This is a genomic window from Bradyrhizobium sp., assembly GCF_049798375.1.
GTDB lineage: Bacteria > Pseudomonadota > Alphaproteobacteria > Rhizobiales > Xanthobacteraceae > Bradyrhizobium.
In genome coordinates this window covers 1-3,160 of the sequence record NZ_JBARGP010000228.1, presented here as the reverse complement: position 1 = coordinate 3,160, position 3,160 = coordinate 1, and the positions used below count along the sequence as shown (strand labels likewise).

2 protein-coding genes are annotated in these 3,160 nt (G+C 64.8%); both read left to right on the top strand.

Going from position 1 to position 3,160, the window contains the following annotated elements; translation table 11 throughout:
- Positions 1 to 324 precede the first annotated feature (324 nt).
- Positions 325 to 1,266: a TRAP transporter substrate-binding protein gene (locus WA702_RS09725; RefSeq protein ID WP_425110308.1), complete on the top strand. Its 942-nt coding sequence runs from the start codon at positions 325 to 327 to the stop codon at positions 1,264 to 1,266.
- A gap of 33 nt (positions 1,267 to 1,299) precedes the next feature.
- Positions 1,300 to 3,160 (top strand): methyl-accepting chemotaxis protein (locus WA702_RS09720; protein ID WP_425110307.1); only part of this gene is annotated, 1,861 nt, incomplete at its 3' end.

Here is a 3,160-nt window from a genome sequence, read left to right as displayed (position 1 = left end):
CGGCGGCGCTGCAGAAGCAGGCCGTGTCGCTCGAGAACAATGTCGCTGACTTCCTGAAAACGATCCGCACCGCGGCCTGACCGATCGGTTGCGTCCAATCAAAGTAGCCGCGCCGACGATCCACTCGTCGACGCGGCTTTTTGTTTGTGCAGTGAGCGTCTCGGCGAATTTGGCTCCGATGAGGAAGCACGCCCGCAGACCCATCAGCGTTGCACGCAACCGTGCCATGTCGGCCGAAATGGCCGACTTTAACGCCTTACGCACCATTCATTGATAGCTACCTGGATAGCGCAATTACCACGGTGGGACATGTACGGGAAACTCATGGGATCTTGGGCCTCGGGACTCCTGCTCGTCGCATCGATGCTGCTGGCGGCGTCTCCCTCGACAGCCTCACCTCGCATGATCTCCGTCGCAAGCGGACCTGATATCTTTCGTCAAAAGCTCGCGTCCGCGCCAGGCAAGCCCTTCGTCCTCGACGAGCGCAGCGGCAACGCGCTCGGCGGAGAGAACATCGTTCTGGCGGCGACCAGGTCCGGCGCGCTGGATGTCGCGGTGCTGACCGGCGGCGTGGTCAGCTCCGTCGTTCCCGAGCTGAGCGTGTTCGATATTCCCTTCCTGTTTCGCGACGAGGCCCATGCCAAGGCCGTGATGCAGGGACCGATCGGCAGCAAGATCGCTGCGAAGTTCGCAGATAAGGGGCTGGTGCTGCTGGCGCTTGGCAAGCAGGGCTTCCGCCACATGACCAATTCCAAGCATCCGATTCGCTCGCCTGCCGATGTCAAAGGGCTGACGATCCGCGTTATCCCGAACGAGACCTACAAGATGGCCTTCCAGGCGCTTGGCGCCAAAGTCGTGCCGATGGACTTCCCCCTGGTCTACAGCGCGTTGAAGGACGGCCGGCTCGACGGCGAGGAGAATCCGTTGACGACGATCTCGAGCAGCCGCTTCAACGAGGTCCAGAAATATCTGACCTTGACCGGGCACTTCTTCGCGCCGATGGCCTTCGTCGCCAATCGGGAGATGTTCGAGCAGCTCTCGCCGACCGAGAAGGAGGCGATGATCGCGGCCGCCAAGGCCGGTGCCGAAGCGACCTGGCAGGCGCAGGTCGATGACGTGAAGCTGAAAGAGCTGCGCGCCGCGGGCATGGACGTGGTCGAGAAGGTCGATCGCCAGGCCTTCGTCGATGCGGTCAAGCCGCTCGATGCCGAATTCGAGAAGCGGTTTGGCAAAGAGCTGATCGCCGCCATCCGGTCCACTCCTTAACCTTCCGGCAGTCCCATGAAATTGTCTTCCATGATGTCTTCGGTCGGCGTCCGCCCGCGGATCTTCGGCGGCTTCGCGCTGGTCTTGAGTTTTCTGGTTCTGCTCGCCGGCTTTGCCATGGTGCAGGTCGCCGGCATCGGCGGGACCGTCAATGAACTCGTCACCAGTGCGGCTGGTGACGCCGGCATGTCGCAGGTCCGGGCCGCGCTGCTCGGCGCCAATGGCGCGGTGGAGAAGTTCATCCGCACCTGGAACGTCGGCGACAAGGAAGCCGCGGCCAAGGCCATCGATAACGTCAGCAAGCTCAGTGATCAGGTCGAGCAGCAGTATGGCAAGCTGCACGCGATCGCGGAGGGCCTCGAACCGGTTCGCGCTGCGCTCGCCACTTATCGTTCGTCGTTTACAGCTGCGGCCGATGCCGTTGACCGGTTGCGAGCGGCGACGATCAAGACCGACGCGCATGGTGCGACCGCAGGCCTCGATGCTGCCGGCATCCAGGTCGCGCTCGCCAACCGCACCGATCCGGAGCGTCTGTTCCAGCCCTTGCGGCTTGCGGCTGCGGTGGACGGGGTGCGAGTCTCGGTGATGCGCTTCGGGATGACCCTGGCCACGGCGGACGCAGCCGATGCCAAGCAGACCCTGGCCAATACCCAGACCGTGGTCGCCGCGACTGAGAGCGAGATCGCCTCGGCCAGCGAGCCCAAGCTGAAGTCGCTGGTCACGGCGCTGAAGGCCGAGCTCACCGCGGATGCCACGGCGCTCGAGGACGTGATCAAGGTGGCAGGCGAGCTGCGCGCCAGGCAGGCCGAGCTAGTGAAAGCCAGCACCGCGATCGAGGAGCAGGTAAGCCGGATCAATCAGCGGCTCGGCGCGGTCCGCGCAGAGCAAGGCGGCCGGACGGCATCCGCCGTTGCTGATACGCGGCAGACGGTGATCTATAGCGCGGCCTTTGCGCTGGTGCTCGGTATTGCGCTGGCCTGGTTGATCGGCGCCAGCGTCTCTGGCCCGATTCGCAGCATGACCGACCGAATGCAGTCGCTCGCCGCTGGCGAGCTCGACGAGCCGATCCCGGGTGGCGAGTCCCGAGATGAGATCGGCCGCATGGCCCGTGCCGTCGAGGTGTTCCGTGACAGTGCGCTTTCCGTGCGCCGCATGGAGAGCGAGGCTGCATCGCAGCGCGAGGCGGCTGAAGCAGACCGTGTTCGCATGATGACGAATCTAGCCGGCCGTTTCGAGCAGGGCATGCAGGGCATCATCGCCGGCGTCGGTGGTCGTGCCGATGACATGGGCCGCAGCGCAGGCGATCTGGCCAAGGTCGCGGAGCGCGGCCGCGGCCTTGCCGAGGCGGTTGCCAATCGTGCCGAGCAGGCTTCGGTGAACGTGCAGACGGTTGCATCCGCGACCCAGGAGCTTGCAGCGTCGATCCGCGAGATCTCGAGCCAGGTGCAGCGCTCGGTCACGGTGTCGAATCGTGCAACGCATGAGACGCAGCGAACTTCCGAGCTGGTACATGGCCTGTCGAGCGCAGCGGAGAAGATCGGCAACATCATCCAGCTGATCCAGGCGATCGCCAGCCAGACCAACCTACTGGCACTGAATGCGACCATCGAGGCGGCGCGGGCGGGCGACGCGGGCAGGGGCTTTGCGATCGTCGCCAGCGAAGTGAAGAACCTCGCCTCGCAGACGGCGCAGGCCACCGAGCAGATCGCCAGCCAGATCGCAACGATCCAGAACGCAACCGGTGAGACCGTGACAGCCATCTCTCAGTTCGACGCCACCGTGCGCGAGATTGCGGAGATCTCCAACGCGATCGCAGCGGCCGTCGAGCAGCAGGGCGCTGCCACCGGCGAGATCGCACGCAACGTCGAGGAAGCCGCGACCGGCACCGCAGCGG